Source organism: Streptomyces sp. CHD11 (genome assembly GCF_018638295.1).
GTDB lineage: Bacteria > Actinomycetota > Actinomycetes > Streptomycetales > Streptomycetaceae > Streptomyces.
This window is the reverse complement of sequence record NZ_JABTTS010000005.1, coordinates 1-25,418: the sequence shown is the minus strand read 5'-3', so window position 1 is coordinate 25,418 and position 25,418 is coordinate 1. Positions and strand designations below refer to the sequence as shown.

At 71.1% G+C, this 25,418-nt stretch carries 24 protein-coding genes; 14 read left to right on the top strand and 10 right to left on the bottom strand.

Annotation, left to right across the window (positions count from 1 at the left end; all coding sequences use genetic code 11):
* Positions 1–58: 58 nt before the first annotated feature.
* Complete coding sequence (locus HTV45_RS06735; protein WP_215204703.1) at positions 59–1,453, bottom strand: metallopeptidase TldD-related protein; 1,395 nt, start codon at positions 1,451–1,453, stop codon at positions 59–61.
* Positions 1,450–2,973 (bottom strand): TldD/PmbA family protein, encoded by a 1,524-nt coding sequence (locus HTV45_RS06730; RefSeq protein ID WP_215204702.1) that lies wholly within the window; start codon positions 2,971–2,973, stop codon positions 1,450–1,452. Before HTV45_RS06730 ends, HTV45_RS06735 begins: the two co-directional genes overlap by 4 nt.
* A 520-nt stretch (positions 2,974–3,493) precedes the next feature.
* On the opposite strand from HTV45_RS06730, the gene fabG reads away from it, so the two are divergent.
* Positions 3,494–4,213 (top strand): 3-oxoacyl-[acyl-carrier-protein] reductase, encoded by a 720-nt coding sequence (gene fabG, locus HTV45_RS06725; RefSeq protein ID WP_215204701.1) that lies wholly within the window; start codon positions 3,494–3,496, stop codon positions 4,211–4,213.
* A gap of 6 nt (positions 4,214–4,219) precedes the next feature.
* A complete protein-coding gene (fabI, locus tag HTV45_RS06720) occupies positions 4,220–4,987 on the top strand; it encodes an enoyl-ACP reductase FabI (protein WP_215204700.1) in 768 nt (255 codons plus the stop codon).
* A 79-nt stretch (positions 4,988–5,066) separates the two neighbouring features.
* Here fabI and HTV45_RS06715 read toward each other — a convergent pair whose 3' ends face one another.
* Positions 5,067–5,759, bottom strand: a complete 693-nt coding sequence (locus HTV45_RS06715) for a FadR/GntR family transcriptional regulator (protein WP_215204699.1) — start codon at positions 5,757–5,759, stop codon at positions 5,067–5,069.
* Positions 5,760–5,841: 82 nt separating this feature from the next.
* On the opposite strand from HTV45_RS06715, the gene HTV45_RS06710 reads away from it, so the two are divergent.
* The 4 genes from HTV45_RS06710 to HTV45_RS06700 all read left to right on the top strand — a co-directional run bounded on the left by HTV45_RS06710 (position 5,842) and on the right by HTV45_RS06700 (position 8,633).
* Positions 5,842–7,149 carry a CynX/NimT family MFS transporter gene (locus HTV45_RS06710; protein ID WP_285899621.1) on the top strand — a complete coding sequence of 436 codons (1,308 nt, stop codon included), beginning with the start codon at positions 5,842–5,844 and terminating at the stop codon, positions 7,147–7,149.
* Between the two features lie 404 nt (positions 7,150–7,553).
* Entirely contained in the window at positions 7,554–7,670 is a 117-nt protein-coding gene (locus tag HTV45_RS34120; protein WP_251691528.1) for an SGM_5486 family transporter-associated protein, read from the top strand.
* Between the two features lie 172 nt (positions 7,671–7,842).
* A complete protein-coding gene (locus HTV45_RS06705; protein WP_215204697.1) occupies positions 7,843–8,049 on the top strand; it encodes a hypothetical protein in 207 nt (68 codons plus the stop codon).
* Between the two features lie 65 nt (positions 8,050–8,114).
* Positions 8,115–8,633, top strand: coding sequence for a histidine phosphatase family protein (locus HTV45_RS06700; RefSeq protein ID WP_215204696.1), 519 nt, complete (start codon positions 8,115–8,117; stop codon positions 8,631–8,633).
* An 87-nt stretch (positions 8,634–8,720) separates the two neighbouring features.
* On the opposite strand, the gene serB is transcribed toward HTV45_RS06700, so the two are convergent.
* Positions 8,721–9,929 (bottom strand): phosphoserine phosphatase SerB, encoded by a 1,209-nt coding sequence (gene serB / locus HTV45_RS06695; RefSeq protein WP_215204695.1) that lies wholly within the window; start codon positions 9,927–9,929, stop codon positions 8,721–8,723.
* Positions 9,930–10,052: 123 nt separating this feature from the next.
* Positions 10,053–11,837: a streptophobe family protein gene (locus tag HTV45_RS06690; RefSeq protein WP_215204694.1), complete on the bottom strand. Its 1,785-nt coding sequence runs from the start codon at positions 11,835–11,837 to the stop codon at positions 10,053–10,055.
* Positions 11,838–12,077: 240 nt separating this feature from the next.
* On the opposite strand from HTV45_RS06690, the gene HTV45_RS06685 reads away from it, so the two are divergent.
* Entirely contained in the window at positions 12,078–14,591 is a 2,514-nt protein-coding gene (locus HTV45_RS06685; protein WP_215204693.1) for an FHA domain-containing protein, read from the top strand.
* A 90-nt stretch (positions 14,592–14,681) separates the two neighbouring features.
* Here HTV45_RS06685 and HTV45_RS06680 read toward each other — a convergent pair whose 3' ends face one another.
* Positions 14,682–15,416 carry a transglycosylase SLT domain-containing protein gene (locus HTV45_RS06680; protein ID WP_215204692.1) on the bottom strand — a complete coding sequence of 245 codons (735 nt, stop codon included), beginning with the start codon at positions 15,414–15,416 and terminating at the stop codon, positions 14,682–14,684.
* A gap of 635 nt (positions 15,417–16,051) precedes the next feature.
* Between HTV45_RS06680 and HTV45_RS06675 the strand changes: the two genes are divergently transcribed.
* From HTV45_RS06675 to HTV45_RS06665, 3 genes are all read left to right on the top strand, one after another.
* The gene (locus HTV45_RS06675) at positions 16,052–17,197 is read left to right on the top strand and encodes a GAF domain-containing sensor histidine kinase (protein WP_215204691.1); all 1,146 of its coding nucleotides are present in this window, start codon (positions 16,052–16,054) and stop codon (positions 17,195–17,197) included.
* Positions 17,190–17,831, top strand: coding sequence for a response regulator transcription factor (locus HTV45_RS06670; RefSeq protein WP_215204690.1), 642 nt, complete (start codon positions 17,190–17,192; stop codon positions 17,829–17,831). The genes HTV45_RS06675 and HTV45_RS06670 overlap by 8 nt, the downstream gene beginning before the upstream one ends.
* A gap of 156 nt (positions 17,832–17,987) precedes the next feature.
* Positions 17,988–18,233, top strand: coding sequence for a chaplin (locus HTV45_RS06665; protein WP_103542920.1), 246 nt, complete (start codon positions 17,988–17,990; stop codon positions 18,231–18,233).
* Positions 18,234–18,569: 336 nt separating this feature from the next.
* Here HTV45_RS06665 and HTV45_RS06660 read toward each other — a convergent pair whose 3' ends face one another.
* A complete protein-coding gene (locus tag HTV45_RS06660) occupies positions 18,570–19,358 on the bottom strand; it encodes a hypothetical protein (RefSeq protein ID WP_215204689.1) in 789 nt (262 codons plus the stop codon).
* 162 nt (positions 19,359–19,520) lie between these two features.
* Between HTV45_RS06660 and HTV45_RS06655 the strand changes: the two genes are divergently transcribed.
* The 3 genes from HTV45_RS06655 (at position 19,521) to HTV45_RS06645 (ending at position 21,933) form a co-directional block, all read left to right on the top strand.
* The gene (locus HTV45_RS06655; protein WP_215204688.1) at positions 19,521–20,318 is read left to right on the top strand and encodes an ABC transporter ATP-binding protein; all 798 of its coding nucleotides are present in this window, start codon (positions 19,521–19,523) and stop codon (positions 20,316–20,318) included.
* Between the two features lie 94 nt (positions 20,319–20,412).
* On the top strand, positions 20,413–20,841 hold the full coding sequence (locus tag HTV45_RS06650) for an NfeD family protein (RefSeq protein ID WP_215204687.1): 429 nt from the start codon (positions 20,413–20,415) through the stop codon (positions 20,839–20,841).
* Positions 20,842–20,985: 144 nt separating this feature from the next.
* Positions 20,986–21,933, top strand: a complete 948-nt coding sequence (locus HTV45_RS06645) for an SPFH domain-containing protein (RefSeq protein WP_215204686.1) — start codon at positions 20,986–20,988, stop codon at positions 21,931–21,933.
* Positions 21,934–22,018: 85 nt separating this feature from the next.
* Here HTV45_RS06645 and HTV45_RS06640 read toward each other — a convergent pair whose 3' ends face one another.
* The 3 genes from HTV45_RS06640 to HTV45_RS06630 form a co-directional block, all read right to left on the bottom strand.
* Complete coding sequence (locus HTV45_RS06640) at positions 22,019–22,525, bottom strand: HNH endonuclease (protein WP_215204685.1); 507 nt, start codon at positions 22,523–22,525, stop codon at positions 22,019–22,021.
* A gap of 211 nt (positions 22,526–22,736) precedes the next feature.
* Positions 22,737–23,276: a YbhB/YbcL family Raf kinase inhibitor-like protein gene (locus HTV45_RS06635; RefSeq protein WP_215204684.1), complete on the bottom strand. Its 540-nt coding sequence runs from the start codon at positions 23,274–23,276 to the stop codon at positions 22,737–22,739.
* Between the two features lie 49 nt (positions 23,277–23,325).
* Positions 23,326–24,108, bottom strand: coding sequence for a sporulation protein (locus HTV45_RS06630; protein ID WP_215204683.1), 783 nt, complete (start codon positions 24,106–24,108; stop codon positions 23,326–23,328).
* 159 nt (positions 24,109–24,267) lie between these two features.
* On the opposite strand from HTV45_RS06630, the gene HTV45_RS06625 reads away from it, so the two are divergent.
* Positions 24,268–24,909 carry a DNA-3-methyladenine glycosylase gene (locus HTV45_RS06625; RefSeq protein WP_215204682.1) on the top strand — a complete coding sequence of 214 codons (642 nt, stop codon included), beginning with the start codon at positions 24,268–24,270 and terminating at the stop codon, positions 24,907–24,909.
* Positions 24,910–25,418 lie beyond the last annotated feature (509 nt).

Sequence of the window (25,418 nt, the reverse complement as noted above, 5' to 3'; positions counted from 1 at the left end):
TGTCTCCTCGATGATCTCCGGCCGGTCGGATGACGGCCGATGGTGAACGCCTACGAGGTTATACGCCCTGGCTGACCGAGCTCATATGGAAATCGGGGACCCGCAGCGCCGGCATCGCGGCCCGGGTGAACCAGTCGCTCCACTCCCGGGGCAGCGTTCTCTCCGTACGGCCCGCCTCCACCGCCCGGCCGAGCAGGTCCACCGGGGACTCGTTGAACCGGAAGTTGTTGACCTCCCCGGTGACCTCGCCGTTCTCCACGAGATACACCCCGTCCCGGGTCAGCCCCGTGAGCAGCAGCGTCGCCGGATCGACCTCGCGGATGTACCAGAGACAGGTCAGCAGCAGTCCGCGCTCGGTGGCCGCGACCATGTCCTCCAGGGGCCGGTCGCCGCCGCCGTCCAGAATCAGGTTGTCGATCCCGGGTGTCACCGGCAGCCCGGTCAGGCCCGCGCCGTGCCTGCTGGTCGTCAGCCGGTTCAGCTCGCCCGCGCGGATCCACTCCGTGGCCTCCAGCGGCAGTCCGTTGTCGAACACCGACCGGTCGCCGCCGGAGGAGTGCGCGATCACGAACGGCGCCGACTCCAGTCCGGGCTCGCGCGGGTCGCTGCGCAGCGTCAGCGGCAGCTCGGTCAGCCGCTCGCCGATCCGCGTGCCGCCGCCCGGCCTGGAGAACACCGTGCGGCCCTCCGCCGCGTCCCGCCCCGACGCCGACCACAGCTGGTAGATCAGCAGGTCCGCCACCGCGGACGGCGGCAGCAGTGTCTCGTACCGGCCCGCGGGCAGTTCCAGACGCCGCCCGGCCCAGCCCAGCCGTACGGCCAGCTCGGCGTCGAGCGCGGTCGGGTCGACGTCCGCGAAGTCCCGCGTGGAGCGCCCCGCCCACGCCGACCGGGTACGGTCCGGCGACTTGGCGTTCAGCTCCAGCGTGCCGTTCGGCTGGTCGTGCCGCAGCCGCAGCCCCGACGAGGTACCGACATAGCTGGAGACCAGCTCGTGGTGGGCGAAGCCGTACAGCTCACGGCCACCGGCACGCGCGCGGGCGAACGCCTCGCCCAGCGCCGGAGCGAAGTCCGCGAACACGGCGGAGGAGGTCTCGGCGGGAGCCTCGGTGAACTCGGGGGAGTGGTCGACCCCCGTGACCAGTGGCTGAGCGTCCTCGGCCGGACCGGCGCCGCGCGCGGCGGCCTCGGCGGCCCGCACCAGCGGCTCCAGCTCGTCCACGGTCACCGCGGACCGGGACACGACCCCCGAGGCGGTGCCCTCGGCGCCGTCCACCGTGGCGATCACGGTGAGCGTGCGCCCGCGCGTGACACCGTTCGTGGTGAGCGCGTTGCCCGCCCAGCGCAGATTGGCGCTCGACTCCTCGTCGGCGATCACGACACAGCCGTCGGCCCGGGACAGCCCGAGCGCGCGCTCGACGATCTCGTAAGGCTTGTTCACAGGCGCGCTCATCGCCCGGCCTCCTGCGTGGTGTTGAGGATGTTGACTCCCTTGAACAGCGCGGACGGGCAGCCGTGTGACACCGCCGCCACCTGCCCCGGCTGTGCCTTGCCGCAGTTGAAGGCACCGCCCAGGACATACGTCTGCGGCCCGCCGACGGCCGCCATGGATCCCCAGAAGTCCGTGGTCGTGGCCTGATAGGCGACATCGCGCAACTGCCCCGCCAGCCGTCCGTTCTCGATCCGGTGGAACCGCTGACCGGTGAACTGGAAGTTGTACCGCTGCATGTCGATCGACCACGACCGGTCGCCGACGACGTAGATGCCCCGGTCCACGCCCCCGATCAGATCCTCCGTCGACATCCCCGCCGGATCGGGCGCCAGCGACACGTTCGCCATCCGCTGCACCGGCACCCGGCCGGGGGAGTCCGCGAACGCGCACCCGTTGGAGCGCTCGAACCCGGTCAGCCGGGCGATCCGCCGGTCCAGCTGGTAGCCGACCAGCGTGCCGTCCCTCACCAGGTCCCAGGACTGCGCCTCGACACCCTCGTCGTCGTAGCCGACGGTCGCCAGCCCGTGCTCGGCGGTGCGGTCACCGGTGACGTTCATCAGCTCGGAGCCGTACTTCAGCGTCCCCAGCTGGTCGAAGGTGGCGAACGACGTCCCCGCGTACGCCGCCTCGTAGCCGAGCGCCCGGTCCAGCTCGGTGGCGTGCCCGATGGACTCGTGGATGGTCAGCCACAGGTTGGACGGGTCCACCACCAGGTCGTACAGCCCCGCCTCGACGCTCGGCGCCCGCATCTTCTCGGCCAGCAGCTCCGGAATCCGCGCCAGCTCGTCCTCCCAGTCCCAGCCGGTGCCCGTCAGATACTCCCAGCCGCGCCCGACGGGCGGCGCGGTGGTCCGCATCGAGTCGAACTCACCGCTGGAGTCGTCCACGGACACGGCCGTGAACGCCGGATGCAGCCGCACCCGCTGCTGCGTCGTCACGGTCCCGGCGGTGTCCGCGTAGAACTTGTTCTCGTGCACGGTCAGCAGCGAGGCGTCCACGTGGTCCACCCCGCCCGCCGCCAGCAGCCGGGCGCTCCACTCGGCCAGCAGCCCGGCCTTCTCCCCGTCGGGCACGGCGAACGGATCGATCCCGTACGACGACACCCAGGTCTTCTCGGAGTGCACCGGCTCGTCGGCCAGCTCCACCCTCTCGTCGGACCCGGCGGCCCGGATCACCTGCGCGGACAGCTTCGCCATCGCCACCGCCCGCGAGGCGACCTTGGCGGCGGCGTCGAGGGTCAGATCCACCCCGGACGCGAACCCCCAGGTCCCCCCGTGCACCACGCGCACCGCGTAGCCGAGGTCGGTGGTGTCCGACGATCCGGCCGGCCTGGCGTCCCGGAACCGCCAGGACGCGCTGCGCACCCGTTCCAGACGGAAGTCCGCGTGCTCCGCCCCGAGCGCCCGCGCCCGCGCGAGCGCGGCGTCGGCGAGGGCTCTCAGCGGCAGTGCCAGAAACGACTGATCGACTTCATGGGGCACGGGTGGAAATCCCTTCGGGGCTTGCCTGTACTGACCCTTGGGGGGCAGTGAACCACGTCTCACGCAGCGGGCTTCCCTGAAATGCCTGGCGCGCACGACCGGCAGACCACCGGCGAAAGGGGAGGGGCGGGGCAGTGGGGTGAATCAGTCGCGTGGTCCGTCGTCCGGCGGGTGTCCGATGCGAAGACGTGGCACGTGACCCAGCGGATGCACGTGATCAAGGGGGCCGACCGCAGTGCATGCGGCGAGCGCCCTCTCCGTGCGGGACGACCTCACCGCTCTGGTGACCTACGCCGCGGGATGCCCGGAACCGCTCGCACCGAAGCGCCGGCGGCCCACGCACCCGCTACTGCGGACCGAGACGACGGCTGAACTGTAGGAACCCGACAGGAGGCCACGGGAGCCACTGTCGGTGCCCTGATGTCCCGCGGCGGACCCGGACCGATAGGTTTTCGGGGAAGCCGCCTGTCGTGGGGGGTCCGGGGCGGCTGGACCAGACCGCTATCGAAAGGGTGATCCGTTGAGCCGCTCGGTTCTCGTCACCGGAGGCAACCGGGGCATCGGCCTCGCCATCGCCCGCGCGTTCGCCGACGCCGGCGACAAGGTCGCCATCACGTACCGCTCGGGTGAGCCGCCGGCCGCCCTCACCGAACTGGGCTGCCTGGCCGTCCGGTGCGACATCACCGACCCCGAGCAGGTGGAGCAGGCCTACAAGGAGATCGAGGAGGCGCACGGCACCGTCGAGGTGCTCGTGGCCAACGCCGGGGTCACCAAGGACCAGCTCCTGATGCGCATGTCCGAGGAGGATTTCACCTCGGTCGTCGACACCAACCTCACCGGCACCTTCCGGGTCGTCAAGCGTGCCAACCGCGGCATGCTGCGCGCCAAGAAGGGCCGGGTCGTGCTGATCTCCTCGGTGGTCGGACTGCTCGGCTCCGCGGGGCAGTCGAACTACGCCGCCTCGAAGGCCGGCCTGGTCGGCTTCGCGCGGTCCCTCGCCCGTGAGCTGGGCTCGCGCAACATCACCTTCAACGTCGTGGCGCCCGGCTTCGTCGACACCGACATGACCAAGGTGCTCACCGACGACCAGCGGTCGGCCATCGTGTCCCAGGTGCCGCTGGGCCGGTACGCGAAGCCCGGGGAGATCGCCGCAGCCGTGCGGTTCCTCGCCTCGGACGACGCCTCGTACATCACTGGAGCCGTCATTCCCGTTGACGGCGGACTGGGAATGGGTCACTGACACACCATGAGCGGAATTCTTGAGGGCAAGCGCGTCCTGATCACCGGTGTGCTGACGGAGGCGTCCATCGCCTTCCACACCGCCAAGCTGGCCCAGGAACAGGGCGCCGAGGTCATCCTGACCGCGTTCCCGCGGCCCACTCTGACCGAGCGCATCGCCAGGAAGCTGCCCAAGCCGGTCAAGGTCATCGAGCTGGACGTCACCAACGACGAGCACCTCGGCCGTCTGGCCGACATCGTCGGCGAGGAGCTGGGCGGCCTCGACGGCGTCGTGCACTCCATCGGCTTCGCGCCGCAGGACGCGCTCGGGGGCAACTTCCTCAACACGCCGTTCGAGTCGGTCGCCACGGCCATGCACGTCTCGGCGTTCTCGCTGAAGTCGCTGACCATGGCCTGCCTGCCGCTGATGCAGAACGGCGGCTCCGTCGTCGGCCTCACCTTCGACGCGCAGTACGCCTGGCCGCAGTACGACTGGATGGGCCCCGCCAAGGCCGCGCTGGAGGCGACCAGCCGCTACATGGCGCGCGACCTGGGCAAGCAGAACGTCCGCTGCAACCTCATCTCCGCGGGCCCGCTCGGCTCCATGGCCGCCAAGTCCATCCCGGGCTTCGGCGAGCTGGCCTCGGTGTGGGACACCCGCGCGCCGCTGGAGTGGGACCTGAAGGACCCCGAGCCGGCCGGCCGCGGTGTCGTCGCCCTGCTGAGCGACTGGTTCCCGAAGACCACGGGCGAGATCGTGCACGTGGACGGCGGTCTGCACGCCATCGGCGCCTGACCCGTACGCCTCACGAGGGCCCGCGTCCCGCCGGGGCGCGGGCCCTTCGTGTCGCAGCGTCCCGCACGCGGCGGGCGGCTCAGCCGCCGGAGGCCGGGCCGGTCCGCCCCGGACGGCATGCGAAGGGGTAGGCGGCTGCCTCCTCGGCCGCCGTCGCCGCGTCCCCCGCGCGGATCGCGTCCACCAGCCGTCCGTGGTCCATATGCGTCTCGGGGGACATGCCCTCGCTCACGTCGCCGCGCAGCCAGTCCCGGAGCACCTCGCTCAGGTCCGCGTACATCGCGGTCATCACGTCGTTGTGCGAGGCGGCCACGACGGCCAGGTGGAACGTGGCGTCCGCCGCCACGAACGCCTCCGCGTCCTCCGACTCCCAGGCCTCCTCCCGGCGCAGCAGCAGGGTGTCGATCTGCTTGAGGTCCTTCTCCGTGCGCCGCTCGGCGGCCATCCGCGCGGCGGCGGACTCCAGCGTCGAACGGAGCTCGGCAATGTGCCGGGGGTCGGCGCCGGCGAAACGGCGGTGCATCACGCCCGCCAGCTCGCTGGTGGCCACCACGTACGTGCCCGAGCCCTGACGGATGTCCAGCAGCCCGTTGTGCGCCAGCGCGCGGACGGCCTCACGGACCGTGTTACGGGCCACTCCCAGCTGTTCGACCAGTTCGGGCTCGGTGGGAATGCGGGCGCCGACCGGCCACTCACCCGAGGTGATCTGCGCCCGCAGAGCGGTGATGACCTGCTCGGACAGCGCCGAACGGCGTGGATGGCTCAGAGGCATGACACACCTTCGCACGACAGGGGCGCCCCACGGCGACCTCGACCTGGACAGTTAATCATCCCATCATTCTATGATGGGCTCCATGGCTCGCGAGGAAACCCGGACGCCCACGTCCACGACCGCACGCACACCGGCCGTCCCCGAAGCCCGTGAACGCCCCGGAGCCCGGGACGCGCGCGGGTGGCGCACGCGGCTGATCGTCGTCGGCATCGTGCTGGCCGCGGTGAACCTCCGCCCCGCCATCACCAGCCTGGGCGCCCTGCTCGAGGAGGTCCGCGACGGGCTCGGCATGAGCGGCAGCGTCGCCGGACTGCTCACCTCTGTGCCCCCGCTCTGCTTCGCCGTCTTCGGCGTCACCGCACCCCGCCTGGCCCGCCGCTTCGGGGCGGGCGCGGTGGTCTGCGCCGGCATGGTCGCCATCGCCGCCGGTCTGCTGATACGCCCGTACGCCGGCGGCACGGCGGCCTTCCTGGCCACCAGCGCCCTCGCCCTGATGGGCATCGCCGTCAGCAACGTCCTGATGCCGGTCATCGTCAAACGCTGGTTCCCCGACCGGGTCGGCACCATGACCGGCCTGTACTCCATGGCGCTCGCCCTGGGCACCGCCACGGCGGCCGCGGTGACAGTGCCGCTGACCGGCGCGCTGGGCGGGAACTGGCAGTCCGGCCTCGCCGTGTGGGCGGGCCTGGCCGCCGCCGCGGTGCTGCCGTGGATCCCCTTCGTGCGCACACGCGGCGGGTCCCCGGACGGACAGGCGCTCGCGCGGGACTCGAACGCACCGGCCGCCGCGGCGGCGCCCGCGCTGCGCGTCACCCGCAGTCGCACCGCGTGGGCGCTGGCCGTCTTCTTCGGACTCCAGGCCACCGCCGCCTACATCACCATGGGCTGGATGGCGCAGATCTTCCGGGACGCGGGCGTCCCCGCCGGTACGGCCGGGCTGCTCCTCGCCGTCACCATGGTGATGGGCGTACCGCTGGCGTTCGTCATACCGCGCCTCGCCACCCGGCTGCCCCACCAGGGCCCGATCGTGCTCGTACTGGGTGCGAGCGGCCTCGTCGGCTACGCCGGCCTGTACCTCGCGCCGGCCGCCGGTGCGTGGGCCTGGGCGGTGCTGCTGGGCGTCGCCAACTGTGCCTTCCCGCTGGCACTCACCATGGTCGGGATGCGGGCCCGGAGCAGCGCGGGCGTGACCCAGCTGTCCGCCTTCGCACAGAGCACCGGCTACCTGATCTCCATCCCGGGTCCGCTCCTGGTGGGCGTGCTCTACCAGCACAGCGGCGGCTGGGGCCTGCCGATCGCCCTGATGGCCGGTCTGATGATCCCGCAGATGATCGCCGGCATTCTGGCAGGCCGCGACCGCACGATAGAGGAAGAGGCAACGCCCGCCTGACCCCCACAGGGGGCGCGGGGAACTGCGCAAACGGGGGGGGGCTGGGGGCGGAGCCCCCAGGGCCGGGAAGGGAAGGGGCGGCGGGGGCGAGAAGACAACCCCCCACACCCGGAAGCCGACCCATCCCGACCGACCCGCCGCAACCGACCCACCCCGACCGTCCCGCTCTGGGTGACGCGCCCCCGGCCGCCCCCTCCCCGCTGACGCGGCCCTGGCGACCTCGCCGCACGACCCACGCACACCCCGCCGCCAAGCGCACCACCCGCACCCCACCGCCGGGCCCGCGGAACCTGAGCACCCTCCCGGGCAGGCCCCGCAGACATCCCATTCCCCCGGTCGGCAGGCCACCACGCCGCGTCACCCCTGAAGCGCGCCACACCCGAGCGGGATGCGAGACTTGCCCCATGCCAGTCCTCGACCCGAATCCGCAGAACGGCCAGCGCAAGCTGGTGCTCATCTTCGGCGCGTTCTTCGCCATCTTCATCGTCATCGGAGTGATAGCGACCATCCTCGCGCCGTGACGCCCCCGGGCTCCGCCCGCGCACGATGGTGGTGCTGGCACCACCACCCCCTAGGGGGCCAGGCTCAGGGTCAAGTGGGTGGCTCACCGGATGGGTTGGCGCCCGCACGGTCCGTACCTTCGAGATGTGGCCGCGAACGGCGGGCCACGGACACGCGAGGAGCGGAGGCCCCATGTCGGCGCGCACGCACACCCGGCCCCACCCGGCCCCCCGGGGCGGCGCCCAGACCCGGCTGCCGTGGTGGGCCCTGGCCCTGCCCACGCTCGCCTTCGTGGCACTGCTCACCGTGATCCTCGACCCCGCCGACGCCCACGCGGCCGCGGGTGAGCCCACGATCACCCACCTCGTCGAGCGCGCGCAGCAGCTCATGGCCCGCTGAACACCCTCCGAAGGGCTGGTCAACTCCCTGCGCCCCGTGCCCTGTTTCATGCGAAGCTGGGCTACATGAGCGTCGCAGAACCCCGCAGGATTGTCCTTTTCCGGCATGCGAAAGCCGACTGGCCCCCGGTGTCCGACCATGAGCGCCCCCTCGCCGAGCGGGGCCGCACGGATGCCGCGGTCGCCGGACGCAAGCTCGCGGATACCGGTATCGCCTTCGATCTGGCCCTGTGCTCCACCTCGGTCCGGACCCGCGAGACCTGGAAGATCGCGGTACACGAGTTCCCGCAGCGGCCGAAAACGGTCTACGAGGAGCGGATCTACGAGGCCTCGCCAGGCGAGCTGATCGCCCTGCTCAACGAAACCCCCGACGACGCGCAGAATGTCGTGCTGATCGGCCACAACCCGGGCATCCAGGGGCTCGCCGACATTCTGGCCGGCACGTCCGAGGGCGACGCCCGTGAGCGCATGAGCCGCCTCGGCTACCCGGCCGCCGCCTTCGCCATCGTGTCCTTCACCGGTTCGTGGAAGTCCCTCGAGCCGGGTGCCGGCACGCTGACCGACTACTGGGCGCCGACCGAGTGACACCGGGACACGGCACGGGCCCGGCATCCGACGTCCGTCGGTGCCGGGCCCGCGCCGTACCGATGCGCGCAGCGTCCGCGGCCGGGCTCAGACCAGGTCGAGCGTGTCCGCGGCCTCGACCTCCTCGCGTGTGACACCCAGCAGGTACAGCACGGTGTCCAGGAAGGGGAAGCTGACCGCCGTGTGGGCGGCCTCGCGCACCACCGGCTTGGCGTTGAAGGCGACACCCAGCCCCGCCGCGTTCAGCATGTCCAGATCGTTCGCACCGTCGCCGATCGCCACCGTCTGCGACAGCGGCACCCCCGCCTCGGCGGCGAACCGGCGCAGCAGCCGCGCCTTGCCGGCCCGGTCGACGATCTCCCCGGTCACCCGGCCGGTCAGCTTCCCGTCGACGACCTCCAGGGTGTTGGCCTGGGCGAAGTCCAGCCCCAGCCGCTCCTTCAGATCATCCGTGACCTGGGTGAATCCACCGGAGACCACGCCCACCTGGTAACCGAGGCGCTTGAGCGTACGGATCAGGGTGCGGGCGCCCGGCGTCAGCCGCACCTCGCTGCGGACCTTGTCCACCACGGAGGCGTCCAGCCCCGCCAGCAGCGCCACGCGGGCGTGCAGCGACTGCTCGAAGTCCAGCTCGCCGCGCATCGCGGCCTCGGTCACCTCGGTGACCTTGTCCTGACAGCCGGCGTGCGCGGCGAAGAGCTCGATCACCTCGTCCTGGATCAGCGTGGAGTCCACATCCATGACGACCAGGCGCTGCGCCCGCCGGTACAGCCCCGCCCCGACCACGGCTATATCCACCCCGAGCCGGGCCGCGTCGGTGACCAGCGCGGTGCGCAGCGGTTCCGTCTCCACGCCGGACACCGCGAACTCCACCGCCGTGACCGGATACTTGGCCAGCCGGAAGATACGGTCGATGTTGCCGCCCGCTCTGGTGATACGCGAGGCGATCGCCGCCGTCGCCTCCGAGGTGAGGGGGTGGCCCAGCACCGTGACCAGGGAGCGGCCGAGCCCGCGAGGACGGTTGTCGCCCCGGCCGGAGATGATCTCCGCCTGCATCTTCATCGACTCCGCCCAGCTGTGGACGGTGGCCCGCAGATCTCCTTCCAGGCCGCCCGGCGGCTCGCTCACGAGCGCGCAGAGCACGATGCGGCCACGGGTGACGACCTGCTCGATGTCGACCACGTCGACCGAGTAGGCGGCGAGGGTGTCGAAGAGGCCGGCCGTGATGCCCGGCCTGTCCCTGCCGAAGATCTTGACAAGGAGAGTGGGAACGTCGGAGGTCTGCGATGCGCTCATGGTGCTCCCACCGTATCCGGCACCCGGCACCCCGCGCTCCCGAGGTCCGCCACCCGGACGCCCTGCCCCCGGAGCCCCGGTTCCGGGACGGGGCGGGGCGGCGGGGGCGAAGGAAGAGGCCGGTCACGGAGGCGGCGGTGGCGGTGGCGGAGGTCCCTCCTCCGGCCACAGGGGTGGCCGCTCACCCGCGCCCGGACCTTCGGCTCGCCGCCGGGGCCCGCGCCGACCGGCCGGCCCGGCCGGCCCGATCACGGTGGGCGCACCGGAGACATCCCCCTCACCCCCGCCGGAAGCCGGCGGAACCGACGGCCCCAGCACCTCCCGCGGCAGCCGCAGATACGGATTGGTGTCCGGATTCGGCGGCCGGTAGGGAACCCCCGGCGCATACGGCCCGGCCCGCGCCGCATCCTGCCCCTCCCCGCCCCCTTCCCCGCCCAACGCATCCCCTTCCCCGCCCAACGCATCCCCCTCCTCGCCCAACGCATCCCCCTCCTCGCCCAACGCATCCCCCTCCTCGCCCACCGCACCCCGCGCCGCCACCGCCCGCGCCCCCGCCGCCCCGCTGACCCAAGCCAGCAGCGCCCCCACCGCGCCCGCGCCCGCACCCCACACCGCCCCCAGCAGCAGGGCCGTACCGAGACGCCCGCGCAGCTCGATGCCCGCGTCGAACGCGTCGAAGCCCAGCACGGACAGCGAGGCGTTCGCGGACACCTCCGTCAGCCGGGCCAGCAGCGGCAGCGTCAGCGCCGTGGCGACACCCAGACGCAGCGCGCACCGCCCCGCGAAACCCGCCGCCCCGGGCCGCGCCCCCGGCACCGGCGTGCGCACTCCCGTCAGTACCCCGGCCAGCAGCATCATCAGCGCGGCGGCCACCCCCAGCAGCCACATCCGCCCGTCGAGCTCGGCCAGTCGCCCCAGCATGACGGGCCGCTCCGAACCGTCCCGCAGGAGGTCGTCCACAGGGTGCGGCAGCACGTCGAGCAGCGCCCCGCTCGCCCGCCCGTCCCAGGGCACGAACAGACCGATCGGTACCCCCACCCACACCCCGTTCGGCGCCCCCAGCAGCGCCGCCCCCGCGATCCGCCGGGGATGGTCGTCGCCGATCGCCGCGTACCCCGCCGCGGCCAGCCCCGCCGCCACCGCCACCAGCAGCACCGCGACCACCGCCGACACCGCCGGCCGCACCACCCGGTGCACGGCGTCCCAGCCGCGCGGCAGAGGTGTACGGCGGGACGCGCACAGCGCGACGAGCAGCACACCGGCCGACCAGCCGAGCCCGCCGAGCAGCGTCGGTACCGTGTCGACGGTGAAGCCGACCGCCGTCGAGGCATCGACGAGGTCACCGACCCGGTCCGGCACCAGCCCGCCGACATCCCCCAGCCCCGGGATCTCGACCCCGCCCCCACCCGCGCCCGGCAGATCGGCCGGCACCAGCGAGCCGCCGTCGATGGTGATGACGTCGTGCCCGGCCCGGACCAGTCCGCCGGTCATCGCCACGAACAGCGCGACCACCGCTCCCGCGCGGGCGAGAAGTTCGGCGGGGGAGAGGGCGACTCCCGCCGCCCGCAGGGAACGAAGGAAGAAGTACGCGAGCAGCAGCGCCCCCACCAGGCTCACGCCCAGGGGCGTGACGCCGACGGCCGTGTCCGCCTCCATGCCCGACAGCCCGTACGCGGACACGTCGCCGGACGGCGTGACCGAACCGCCCGCCCCCAGCGCCACCACGGCGGCGGTCATCGGACCCAGCGAACCGGCCGCGTCCGCGTCCAGCAGCCGCAGTCCGAGCGCGGCCGTCCCCGCCATCCCGATCAGCGCCCAGCTCACCGCGGCGACCGCGGTCATCAGCACATCGGCCCACGGCACGCGCGGGCCGGGCCGTGCGTCGCCGACGCTCCTGGCAGCACTCATGGCAGACCCCCCGATCCGCGGCGCGGTACGTGGACCGCGCATGTCCCCCTCGCGTGGTTTACCACTCTCCGGGCCGATTTCAACCCCGCCGACGCACGCCGGTCGATGCGTTGGTGCGCGCTCGTGACAAGGCCCGGCTTTCGGTCGGAGGGCCGAGCCTGAAATAGTTCCCCCCGATGTTCGACATCCCTAGACTCCCTGCGATGGGGGAAACTCGGGGGACAACTCAGTGGGGCTGGAGTGCCGGAACTCGTACTGGAATCAAACGGACGGACCTGGACGCTCGATCCGTCCAGGGCTTACACCCTCGGACGTGATCCGCAGGGGGACGTCGTGCTGGACGACGCCAGGGTCTCCTGGCGTCACGCCACGATCAGCTTCAACGGGCGCGGCTGGGTCATCGAGGACCACGGCAGCACCAACGGCACATTCGTACAGGGGCAGCGGATCCACCATCTGGAGATCAGCTCCGACACGGTGCTGAACCTGGGCAACGCCACCGACGGACCGCGCGTGACGCTGTCCGGCGCCGCGGCTGCGGCCGCCACGCCGCAGACACAGCAGCCGTACGCCGCGCAGGGCGCGAACGCGGGCTGGACCCAGCAGGCGCCGCCACAGCAGCAGCCCGCGCAGCCCAACTGGCAGCAGCAGGCGGAACCGCGGCAGCCCGCGCCGCACATCCCGCAGCAGCAGGGCCCCGGCGGCGGCGCGGGGGCGCCGCCGGTCTATGGCGACCGCAGCCCCACCACGTTCCACCAGTTCTCCCTCGGCCGGGTGATGCGCATCGGCCGTGCGCTGGAGAACGACCTGGTCGTCTCCGACCTCCAGGTCTCCCGCAACCACGCCGAGTTCCACTCGACGCCCGACGGGCGCATGGAGATCCGCGACCTCGGCTCGCACAACGGCACCTACGTCAACGGTCTGCCGATCGCCAAGGGCGGCTCCCAGCTGCTCGGCCCCACGGACATCGTGGGCGTCGGCCACTCGACGTTCCGGATCGTCGGGGACCGGCTCGAGGAGTTCGTCGACACCGGTGAGGTGTCCTTCTCCGCCCGCCATCTGACCGTCACGGTCGACGGCGGCAAGCAGATCCTCAAGGACGTCTCCTTCGGCGTCCCCGAGAAGTCGCTGATCGCGGTCATCGGCCCGTCCGGATCCGGCAAGTCGACCCTGCTCAAGGCACTCACCGGCTACCGGCCCGCCGACCAGGGAGAGGTCCTCTACGACAACCGGAACCTCTACAAGCAGTTCGCCGAGCTGCGCCAGCGCATCGGTCTGGTCCCGCAGGACGACATCCTGCACAAGGAGCTGACCGTCAAGAAGGCCCTCAAGTACGCGGCGAAGCTCCGCTTCCCGGCCGACACCACGGCCGCCGAGCGTGACGCCCGCATCGACGAGGTGCTGCGCGAGCTCAAGCTGGACCCCCACAAGGAGAAGAAGGTCACCTCCCTCTCCGGAGGCCAGCGCAAGCGTGTCTCGGTGGCCCTGGAGCTGCTCACCAAGCCGTCGCTGATCTTCCTGGACGAGCCGACCTCCGGCCTCGACCCGGGCATGGACCGCGACGTCATGCAGTTGCTGCGCGGCCTCGCCGACGACGGCCGCACCGTCCTCGTCGTCACCCACTCGGTGGCCGAGCTGGCGAGCTGCGACAAGCTGCTGGTGATGGCGCCGGGCGGCTCGGTCGCGTACTTCGGTCCGCCCGAGGAGGCGCTGAACTTCTTCGGCTACGACACCTGGGCCGACGTCTTCTCCGCCTTCGAGAACTACCGCGACTACGACTGGGCGGGCCGCTGGAAGGGCTCGCAGCACTACCAGATGTACGCCGCGGACCTCGACGCGGTCGCCGCCCAGTCCGTACAGGTCCCGGCGATGCAGGCGATGAAGCCGCCGAAGCCGCAGGGCTGGATGTCGCAGTTCGTCACCCTGGTGCGCCGCTACATCTCGGTGATCGTCTCCGACAAGGGCTTCCTCGCCCTGATGGTGATCCTGCCGGCCGTTCTCGGCGCGGTCAGCCTGCTCATCGACGCGGACAAGGGGCTGCTGCCCAATCCGCCGAACCCGGAGACCGGCCGGATCATCCCGAACGGCACCGCGACCACGGTGCTGCTGATCCTCGCCGTCGGCGCGTGTTTCGCGGGAGCGGCGAACTCCGTACGTGAGCTGATCAAGGAACGGGTCATCTACGAGCGGGAGCGCGCCACCGGCCTGTCCCGCTCGGCGTACCTGATGTCCAAGGTGTTCGTGCTCGGCATGATCACCGTGCTGCAGGGCCTGCTGGTCGGTGTGATCGGCTTCTCCAGCCGGGAGCTCCCGGAGGAGGGGCTGGTCTTCGGCGGCTTCACGCTGCTGGAGCTGTCCGTGCCGATCATGGCGCTCGGTTTCACCTCGATGATGTTCGGCCTGATCATCTCCTCGCTGGTGAAGACCGCCGAGAAGACCATGCCGCTGCTGGTGATGTTCGCGATCATCCAGGTCGTCTTCACCGGCTGTCTGTTCGCGCTGCACGGCTCGATAGGCGTCAACCAGTTCTCGTTCCTGATGCCGTCGCGCTGGGCGGTCGCCGCCTCGGGCGCCACGCTGGACTTCAACAGGATCAGCCCCCCGGAGACGGCGGGGGACCCCGATCCGCTGTGGGAGCACACGGTCGGCGCCTGGGTGATGGACATGGGCGCGCTGGTCGTCCTCGGTGTGATCTGCGGCTTCTTCGTGGCCCGCTTCCTGCGCCGCCACGAGCCCGAGGTCATGCGCAACTGATCCCCGCCGTACGGCCCCGAAGGGCGGCACCCCGTCAGGAGGGTGCCGCCCTTCGGCGTCCGTGTTCGCGAGAAGAGGTCCGCGCCGACCTCAGTACGCGCTGTCGACGTTGTCCATGGTGCCGTACTTGTCGGCCGCGTAGTTGCAGGCGGCGGTGATGTTGGCGACCGGGTCGTAGATGTTCTTCGGGGTGCCCGGGACGTGATAGGCGTCGAACGTCGGGGGGATCACCTGCAGCAGTCCCTTGGAGGGGATGCCGTTCTGGGCGTTGATGTCCCAGAGGTTGATCGCCTTCGGGTTGCCGGAGGACTCCCGCATGATGTTGCGGTGGATGCCCTCGTAGGAGCCGGGGATGCCGTGCTTCTTCATGATGGCGAGCGACTCACGGATCCAGCCGTCCAGGCTGTTGCCGTACGTCTTCGGAGCGGCCTTCTTCACCTCGGCGCGCTCCGCGGCGCGGCTCGCGGCCTCCTCGGTCTGGCGGGCCTTCTCGGCCTCGGCCTTCGCGGCGGCAGCGGCGGCCTTCTTCTCGGCGGCGGCCTGGGTCGCGGCCTCCTTCTTCGCCGCGATCCGCTCGATCTTGACGCTGGAGCCCGCGAGCTGGTCGGTGACGTCGGCCTCGACGCCCTCGATCGGCACGGTGCTGTACGTGACCTTCGCCGCGGGGGCGGAGGCGGCCTCGGCCGTGGTGGTCGTGGACGCGTTGCTCGGGACGGCCGAGAAGCCGATCGCGGCGGCACCGAGAGCCGCGACACCGGCGACGGCCAGCTTGTGGTGACGGGTCAGCGCACGACTATGGCCACGGGTCAGGATGTTCTTGGACATGCGGGACGGACCTCTTCGAATAGCGCGGAGGTCGCTCAATGTCCGGCGGGGACAGGTGCTTCCGGCACAAACGCCGCGGATCGACATCCACGGCGCTGAGCGACGCAGCCATTCTTAGCGGCCGCAAAATGGCGAGGCAAAGGTGTGACCTACGAAGCCGGGTAGTGGAGCGGGGGTGGGCGAAGTGCCCCAGATCGGACAGAACGCCCCGCTCGCAGGGGCGGTATGTCTCTCCTACCCCGCTTCGTACGTGATGTGCGCCCTATGCCCGGCCTCACACCGGCGGCCTCCCTGTCTCACGCGCGGTTGCTGGAGCAATGCGCTGCGTGAGGTGGTCCGTCGCCGTGCCCCGTCCGGCCGTCCCGCGGTCACGTTCCGGTCCTCCCGGTCACCGAGGGAGCAGCCGTCCCCTCGTGGCCGTCGCTGTGTGACCGGCGTGCCCTCTCTCCGTCGTCTCGGCCCGGGACGCAGCGCCACCGGTCCGATTCCTCCTGGGCCGCTGCCCTTGGCCTCCGGGCCTCCGGGTCCTACGCCGGCGGACGCGGCGCGGGACCGGCGGACCTAGGACCAGCGCCCGGCCGAGGGCCGTCGCCCGCCCGATCCGCGCGGTCACGGTCCGCCGGTACCGTGAGGACATGAGCCAAGGCCCCCGGTCCGGCCTCGCCGCGGTCAGTTCCGCGCTGCTGGCCATGAGCAGGCACCTCGAGGTGCGCGACGTCCTGAAGACGATCGTCGCCTCGGCCCGCGACCTCCTCGACGCGCAGTACGCCGCCCTCGGCGTGCCCGACGACCACGGCGGCTTCGCCCAGTTCGTGGTCGACGGCGTCAGTGACGACCAGTGGAAGGCCATCGGTCCCCTGCCGCGCCAGCACGGCATCCTCGCCGCGATGATCGACGAGGCCACACCGCAGCGCCTCGCCGACGTCCGCCGCGATCCACGCTTCGGGGGCTGGCCCAGCGCCCACCCCGAACTGGCCGACTTCCTGGGCCTGCCCATCCGCGACGGGGACGAGGTCATCGGCGCCCTGTTCCTGGCCAACAAGAAGTCCGCCAGGCCCGAAGGCACCTGCGGTTTCACCGAGGACGACGAGGAACTCCTCACCATCCTCGCCCAGCACGCCGCGATCGCCCTGACCAACGCCCGGCTCTACGAGCGCAGCCGCGAACTGACCATCGCCGAGGAACGCTCCCGCCTCGCCCATGAGCTCCACGACGCCGTGAGCCAGAAACTCTTCTCCCTGCGGCTCACCGCCCAGGCCGCCGCCCGCCTCGTAGACCGCGATCCCTCCCGCGCCAAGGGCGAACTCCAGCAGGTGGCCGCCCTGGCCGCCGAGGCCGTCGAGGAATTGCGCGCCGCCGTCGTCGAACTGCGCCCCGCCGGCCTCGACGAGGACGGCCTGGTCGCCACCCTCCGCACCCAGATCCAGGTCCTCGACCGCGCCCACACCGCACGGGTGACCTTCACCGGCCACGGCGTACGCGCCCTGCCCGCGGCCCAGGAGGAAGCGGTGCTGCGCGTAGCCCAGGAGGCCCTGCACAACGCCCTGCGGCACTCCGGGGGCGAGCACGTCGAGGTCACTCTGGACCGCCGGGGCGGCGGGGCGGTGCTGCGGGTCAGCGACGACGGCAGCGGCTTCGACCCGTGCGCAGTGCGCCGCGTGGGCCGCCATCTGGGACTCGTCTCCATGCGGGACCGGGCGAGCGGAGTCGGCGGCAGGCTGAGCGTGGAATCGGCGCCCGGCAAGGGCACCACGATCGAGATGGAGGTTCCCGGTGGCTGACGCGATCAAGGTGCTGCTGGTCGACGATCACCAGGTGGTGCGCCGGGGCCTGCGCACCTTCCTCGAGGTGCAGGGCGACATCGAGGTCGTCGGCGAGGCCGCGGACGGCGCCGAAGGGGTCGCCCTGGCGGAGGAGCTGGCACCCGACGTCATCCTCATGGACGTCAGGATGCCGGGCATGGACGGCGTCGACGCGCTGCGCCGGCTCCGCGAACTGGCCCACCCCGCGAGGGTGCTGGTCGTCACCAGCTTCACCGAGCAACGCACGGTCGTCCCCGCCCTCCGCGCGGGCGCCGCGGGCTATGTGTACAAGGACATCGACCCCGAAGCGCTCGCCGGAGCCATCCGCTCCGTGCACGCCGGGCACGTCCTGCTCCAGGCGGAGGTGGCCGGCGCGCTGCTGTCCCAGGAGGAGACCGGCTCGGGCCCGGGACGCGGCGGCTCCCTCACCGAGCGGGAGCGCGAGGTGCTCGGGCTCATCGCGGACGGCCGCGCCAACCGGGAGATCGCCCGCGCGCTCGTGCTCTCGGAGAAGACCGTGAAGACCCATGTGTCGAACATCCTGATGAAGCTCGACCTGGCGGACCGGACCCAGGCCGCCCTCTGGGCCGTCCGCCACGGCCTCAGCGGCTGACCCGGACGCCGAGACCCGGCGGAAGGTTCCCCTCCGGTGCGAGATTCATACCGTAGTGGGAATGTCCCCCGGACGGCCGTATCCCGCGTCCGCTCCGGCCGTTCTCCAGTGCACGCCGCGGCGCCTGCCGCGGTCATCGCGAGGAGGGCTCGGAAAGTGAAGAACCTGAAGAAGGCAGCGGCCGTGACGATGGTGGCCGGTGGCCTGCTCGCCGCCGGCACCGGAATGGCCTCCGCCACCGAGGGCAGCCACGCGCACGGTGAGGCCGTGGGCTCCCCGGGCGTCGTCTCCGGAAACGTCATCCAGGTCCCGGTCGACGTCCCGGTGAACGTGTCCGGCAACAGCGTCAACGTCATCGGCCTGCTGAACCCGGCCTTCGGCAACACCGCCGTCAACCACTGACGCGGGCCCCCGAGCCCCGGACGCCCGGCCCCCACCCAGGCATCCGGGGCTCCACCCTGCCCCACCCACCCCCATAACCACCCCCCCCCAAAGCACCGCGACAACACTTCCCCTCCCGCGTCCCCGCGTCCCCGCGTCCCCGCGTCCCCGCGTCCCCGCGTCCCCGCGTCCCCGCGGGCAATCGTGCCGCAGGGCGGCACGGGTGGGCGCGACGGCACCCCGCATGCGCCGGGCCGCGCTGCCCACCCCCGGCCAGCCCCGACGCCCCGTGCTCCCCAGCCCACGTCCACCCCCGGCCCGCACCGGCACCCGCACCGGCACCGAGCCGACGAAACCTCACCCCACCCCCCGCTCCTCCACAACGGAGTTGTACGCCGCGACCAAGGCCCGCCGAGCCGTCCGCTCCACCGGCCGCAGCGCCCCCGCCCGCGCCGAGATCTCCGACGCACTCACCGCACCCCCGTGCCCCGCACCCTCCGCCAGCGAGACCAGCACCCCCACCCGCTGCGCCAGCTCCAGCACCCGCACCGCCCGAGGCGGATACCCCGGCGCCAGAACCTCCCGCCCCCGCGACGACAAGGCCCGCGCCCGGTACGCCTCGATCGCCGCCTCCGCCACCGGCCCCGCCCCGGCCACATCCAGTCGCGTCAGCACCTCCGTCGCCTCCCGCAACGCCTCCGCCAGCTCCCGCTCCGCCTCCCCGAGCGAGGGCACATCGGCCGTCGGCGCCTCCCGTGCCGACAGACAGTGCCAGACCACCTCGACATGCACATCACCGTCGGGCCCGGCCTCGGACACCTCCGGCACCAGCCCCAGCGCGGCCCCGCAACAGACCACCGCCTCCTCCGCCTCCAGCGCCCGCGTATTGAACTCCGGCGGCCCGCTCAGCCCCAGCGGATGCCCCGGCGCCGGCAGCGCCACCCGCAGCCCGCCCACCCCGAGCGCCCGCAGCCGCCCCAGCGCCAGCGTCAGCCCCACCGGCGCGGACTCACCCGGCAGCCCCGCCACCCGGTGCACCGCGTCCTCCCCGACGATGGAGAGCACGGCGTCGTCCGGCGAGACGAGTCCGGCCAGCAGGGCGTTCCCCCAAGCGGCAAGGCGTCCAGAGCGAGGTTCCGAGAGCATGCCTACACCCTAGACAGAGCCGAGAACCGGACCGGAGGAATGTCCGGGTCGGACGGTGGCGTAGATTTCATGGTGGGCTGCGCCCACGGGTGCGGCGGACCGAGCCACCAGCCGTACGCGACAGCCGAGACCGGCCACACTGCAAGGGGAGACAACGCGCTCATGAGCGATGTTCTGGAGCTTCAGGACGTATCCGTGGTCCGGGAGGGCCGGGCTCTGGTGGACCAGGTCTCCTGGTCGGTCAAGGAGGGCGAGCGCTGGGTCATCCTGGGCCCCAACGGCGCCGGCAAGACCACCCTCCTGAACCTCGCGTCCAGCTACCTCTACCCCAGCACGGGCACGGCCACCATCCTCGGCGAGACCCTCGGCAAGCCGGGCACCGACGTCTTCGAGCTGCGCCCCCGCATCGGCATGGCCGGCATCGCCATGGCCGACAAGCTCCCCAAGAAGCAGACCGTCCTGCAGACCGTGCTCACCGCCGCCTACGGCATGACCGCCGGCTGGCAGGAGGAGTACGAGGAGATCGACGAGCAGCGCGCCCGCGCCTTCCTCGACCGCCTCGGCATGTCCGAATACCTGGACCGCAAGTTCGGCACCCTCTCCGAGGGCGAGCGCAAGCGCACCCTCATCGCCCGCGCCCTGATGACCGACCCCGAGCTGCTGCTCCTCGACGAGCCCGCCGCCGGCCTCGACCTCGGCGGCCGCGAGGACCTCGTACGCCGCCTCGGCAGGCTCGCCCGCGACCCGATCGCCCCCTCCACGATCATGGTCACCCACCATGTCGAGGAGATCGCCCCGGGCTTCACCCACGTCCTCATGGTCCGCCAGGGCAAGGTACTGGCGGCGGGGCCGCTGGAACTCGAACTCACCTCCCGCAACCTCTCCCTCTGCTTCGGCCTCCCGCTCGTCGTCGAGCAGGTCGGCGACCGCTGGACCGCACAGGGCCTCCCGATGGCCTGAACCGGTACGGAGAATCAAAACCCGTAGCCGCACGGCGCGTTCAAACTGACCGGCGCCCTGTCGGTGACCGGGTGCGCGGTCCTACCATGGCCGGGTGGACATCGACGCATGGCTGTGGTGGCTGATCGGCGCGGCGGTACTCGGCATCGGGCTCGTGATCACCGCGATGCCCGAACTCGGCATGCTCGCGGTGGGCACCGTCGCCGCGGCAGCGGTCTCCGGCCTCGGCGGCGGAGCCGTCGCCCAGGTCGCTGTCTTCGCCGTCGTCTCGACCGCGCTCATCGCCCTGGTACGCCCGATCGCCCGCAGACACCGTGCGCAACGACCCGAACTGGCGACCGGTATCGACGCCCTGAAAGGCAGACAGGCCGTCGTCCTGGAACGGGTCGACGGATCCGGCGGCCGGATCAAACTGGCCGGCGAGGTCTGGTCGGCGCGCGCCCTCGAAGCCGGACGCGCCTATGAGGTCGGCCAGGAAGTGGACGTAGTGGACATCGAGGGAGCCACAGCCGTCATCATGTGACCCCGCGACACAACTGGGGCGAACAGCCTCCCGGTTGCGCCGACGGTCTGTCAGACTCGACCAGCAAGATCTTCAACCGCGGAATCCTCCACAGACGGAAGAGGCCGCAGGTGCCGAGGCTAAGAAGGGTTCGGGGAACCGACGATGGAACCGATCATCATCGTCCTGATCATCCTGGTGGTGTTGGTCTTCATCGCCCTGATCAAGACGATCCAAGTCATCCCACAGGCCAGCGCGGCCATCGTCGAGCGCTTCGGCCGCTACACGCGGACACTCAACGCGGGCCTCAACATCGTCGTTCCGTTCATCGACACCATCCGCAACCGCATCGACCTGCGCGAACAGGTCGTCCCGTTCCCGCCGCAACCGGTCATCACCCAGGACAACCTGGTCGTCAACATCGACACCGTCATCTACTACCAGGTGACCGACGCCCGCGCCGCCACCTACGAGGTCGCCAGCTACATCCAGGCCATCGAACAGCTCACCGTCACCACTCTGCGCAACATCATCGGCGGCATGGACCTGGAGCGCACCCTCACCTCCCGTGAGGAGATCAACGCGGCCCTGCGCGGCGTCCTCGACGAAGCGACCGGCAAGTGGGGCATCCGCGTCAACCGCGTGGAGCTCAAGGCCATCGAACCGCCCACCTCCATCCAGGACTCGATGGAGAAGCAGATGCGCGCCGACCGCGACAAGCGCGCCGCCATCCTCCAGGCCGAGGGCGTCCGCCAGTCCGAGATCCTGCGCGCCGAGGGCGAGAAGCAGTCCCAGATCCTGCGCGCCGAGGGTGAGGCCAAGGCAGCCGCCCTGCGCGCCGAGGGCGAGGCCCAGGCCGTCCGTACGGTCTTCGAGGCCATCCACGCCGGCGACCCGGACCAGAAGCTGCTCTCCTACCAGTACCTCCAGATGCTTCCGAAGATCGCCGAGGGCGACGCCAACAAGCTCTGGATCGTGCCCAGCGAGATCGGCGACGCTCTCAAGGGCCTCTCCGGCGCGATGGGCAACTTCGGCGGCCTGGGCGGCAACGGCGGCGCCCCCGCCCCCAGCGTCCCGCCCCAGGAACGCCGGGAGAAGCCCTCCATCGACTGACCCGCCCAGGGGCGCGGGGAGCCGTGCGAACGACCACGCGCGACCCGCGCCCCGGGGAGCGGCCCCACCCTCTACGGCGCAGCCGTCACGCCGCATCCAGCGTCAACCACTCAGGCAGCGCCTCGAAGTCGTCGTGGCCCAGCGCCAACAGCATCGCGTCGGCGGGCGTCGGCTCGAACGGCTGACGCAGCAACGGCATACCCGCCTGCTCGGGCGTCCGGTTCGCCTTCCGGTGATTGTCCTGCGCACACGACGCCACCGTGTTCAGCCACGTGTCCTGCCCGCCACGCGACCTCGGCACCACGTGGTCCACCGTCGTGGCCCGCCGCCCGCAGTAGGCGCACCGGTGACGGTCCCTCACCAGAACGCCCCGCCTCGACCACGGCGCGCGTCTTCGGAACGGCACCCGCACGTAGTGGCAGAGCCTGATCACCCGGGGCGCCGGTATGTCGACCGCGGCCCCCCGCATCCGCAGCTCGGGGTGGGCCTGCTCGACGACGGCCTTGTCCTGGAGCACCAGAACGACGGCCCGGTTCAGCGTCACCGTCGACAACGGCTCGAAGCTCGCGTTCAGCACCAGTGTGTCCCGCATCACCAGCCCACCTCCCGTGCGCACCGGCCCACCCCTCGGCGGACCGGGATCAACTCTGGCCGGGCGCGCCGAGATGGACAACGCAATATCCGCTGTTGCTCCCACGGGAGGCGACCCCGCGGCCTCCGGCAACAAAAATGCCCGCCCCTGATCAATTCCAAGACCAGGGGCGGGCAAACGTTCGGTGAACGCTCGAGGCCGTACGAGCCGCTCAGGATTCTGCGGGCACCTCGTACTCACCGACCAGATGGGCGCGGGCGACCGTGTGGAACCGCAGGTTGAAGCCCACAACGGCAGGAGAGGCGTCCGAGTCCGGACCCAGCTTCTCCGTATCCACGGCGTACACCGTGAACACATACCGGTGCGGCCCGTCCCCGGGCGGCGGCGCGGCACCGCCGAAGTCCTTGCTGCCGTAGTCGTTGCGCACCTGCACGGCGCCCTCCGGCAGCCCTTCGAACGATCCGCTGCCCGCACCGGCCGGCAGCTCGGTCACCGAGACCGGGATGTCGAACACCACCCAGTGCCAGAACCCGCTGCCCGTCGGGGCGTCCGGGTCGTAGCAGGTCACGGCGAAGCTCTGGGTCTCCGGCGGGAAGCCCTCCCAGCGCAGGTGCGGAGAGATGTCGCCGGCCGACCGGACCTGAGCATCCCCGAGCGTGGCCCCCTCCTTCACATCCTCGCTCGTCACCGTGAACGACGGCACGGGCGGATGGAAGTCGTGGGGGAGCGGCCGGCGCTTGAGCTCGGACACCTCGGTACCTCCTGATCGTCTGCGTTCGGTCGGGACCGAGCCTAGAACCCTAGAACCAGTTGCGCTTGCTGCCGACCTCCGACAGCCACTGGTTGAGGTACGCCGCCCAGTCCGTCCCCTGGTAGTCGTTCAGCCCCACCTTGAAGGAACGGAAGGTGTCGCTGCCCTCGGCGAACAGACCCGGCTTCTTGTCCATCTCCAGCACGACGTCCATGGCCTGCTCGTCGGCCACGAAGCTCAGCTCGACCTGGTTCAGCCCCCGGTACTGCTGCGGCGGGAAGAACTCGATCTCCTGGTAGAACGGCAGCTTCTGCCGGGTGCCACGGATGTGGCCGCGCTCCATGTCCGCGCTCTTGAAGCGGAACCCCAGCTGGATGAACGCGTCCAGGATCGCCTTCTGCGCCGGCAGCGGGTGCACGCTGATCGGGTCCAGGTCACCGGAGTCCACGGCGCGCGCGATGGCCAGCTCGGTGGTCACACCGATGTTCATACCGCGCAGCGACTGCCCGTCGATCATCGTGATCGGCGTCTCCCAGGGGATCTCCAGACCGAACTGCACCGCGTGCACGGCACCGGCCTGGAGCTCGAAGGCACCGCCCAGCGAGGACTTCGTGAACTCGATGTTCTGCTTGTACTCTTCGTCGCCGCTCTCCACCTCGACCTTGGCCTGCAGGCCGACCGACAGACCCTCGATCTGCTGGTTCACGGATCCCCCCTGGATCCGCACCTCGCCCTGGACGACCCCGCCCGGTACGACGTTGACCTCGTGCAGCTCCGTCTCGACCGAGGCCCCGCCGGCTCCCAGACTCGCCAGCAGCTTCTTGAACGCCATGTCTCTCCCCTTTGTCGTCCTGCATCGGTTTGGTGCAAGGACCGCTGATCCCTAACAACGCGATCCGGCCGTGGCCGGTTCCGCCGACCCTCACCCTGGCAAGCGCGGCGCCCGGTGACCACCCCGTGGAACCAGCCGTCTCCAGTACCCTCGGACGGCATGATCGCGACCCCCGACCGTACGCCCCTGCCCAGGGAGTTCTTCGACCGCCCCGTTCTCGACGTCGCCCCCGACCTCCTCGGCCGGATCCTGGTCCGCAGCACCCCGGAGGGTCCGATCGCTCTCCGTCTTACCGAGGTGGAGGCCTACGACGGTCCGAACGACCCGGGCTCCCACGCTTATCGCGGTCGCACGGCCCGCAATGAGGTGATGTTCGGTGAGCCCGGTCATGTGTACGTCTACTTCACCTATGGCATGTGGTTCTGCATGAACCTGGTCTGTGGCCCCGAAGGGCGGGCGAGCGGGGTGCTCCTCCGGGCCGGCGAGGTGGTCGAGGGCGTCGAGGCGGCCCGCACGCGTCGGCTCTCGGCCCGCAGCGACAGAGAACTGGCCAAAGGACCGGCCCGCCTGGCCACGGCCCTCGGCGTCGACCGCGCCCTGAACGGCGCGGACGCCTGCGCCACCGGCGACGCCCCGCTCCGTATGCTCACCGGCACCCCCGCGGTCCCCGACCAGGTACGCAAGGGCCCGCGTACCGGAGTCTCCGGTGAGGGGGCCGTTCACCCCTGGCGCTACTGGATCGACAACGACCCGACGGTGAGCCCCTACCGGGCCCACGTGCCGCGCCGCCGCCGAAGTTGACTCACACCCCGAGGATGCGTAAGGTAGTCCGAGCCGCTTGACCCGGGTACGGCGATCGCCTGCAGCCGGAAGCGGCCACCCACTACCTACGATCACCCCTCAGCGGGGGCGGATTCGTCATGTTCGCGTGTCTGAATTCGACAACCGCAGCGCCCGATTATGAATCGGGCGGAGGGATCGGTTAGCGTAGTGAATGTCGAAAGGCCGACAGGCGAAAGCCAGAGGTTCGACGGCAAAGCCCACCGACTGGGAATGAGGCTCGAAAGGGTCTGATAGAGTCGGAAACGCAAGACCGAAGGGAAGCCCGGAGGAAAGCCCGAGAGGGTGAGTACAAAGGAAGCATCCGTTCCTTGAGAACTCAACAGCGTGCCAAAAGTCAACGCCAGATATGTTGATACCCCGTCCATCCGGTTTCGGATGGTCGAGGTTCCTTTGAAGAAAAACACAGCGAGGACGCTGTGAACCATCGGATTATTCCTCCGGTGGTTCCGCTCTCGTGATGTGTCACC